The organism is Streptomyces lincolnensis, from assembly GCF_021173675.1.
Classification (GTDB): Bacteria; Actinomycetota; Actinomycetes; order Streptomycetales; family Streptomycetaceae; genus Streptomyces; species Streptomyces lincolnensis_B.
This window is the reverse complement of record NZ_JAIHON010000059.1, coordinates 1-281: the sequence shown is the minus strand read 5'-3', so window position 1 is coordinate 281 and position 281 is coordinate 1. Positions and strand designations below refer to the sequence as shown.

At 56.9% G+C, this 281-nt stretch carries 1 rRNA gene; it reads left to right on the top strand.

What is annotated here, in order from left to right:
• Positions 1-281: ribosomal RNA gene (locus K4B79_RS47550) — 23S ribosomal RNA — on the top strand; the annotation flags it as partial.

Below are 281 nucleotides of genomic sequence, written 5' to 3'. Positions count from 1 at the left end.
GCACAGACAACCAGGAGGTTGGCTTAGAAGCAGCCACCCTTGAAAGAGTGCGTAATAGCTCACTGGTCTAGTGATTCCGCGCCGACAATGTAGCGGGGCTCAAGCGTACCGCCGAAGTCGTGTCATTGCAGTGTATAGCCCCAACGGGTGCTGTGATGGGTAGGGGAGCGTCGTCTGCCGGGTGAAGCAGCCGCGGAAGCGAGTTGTGGACGGTTGACGAGTGAGAATGCAGGCATGAGTAGCGATACACACGTGAGAAACGTGTGCGCCGATTGACTAAG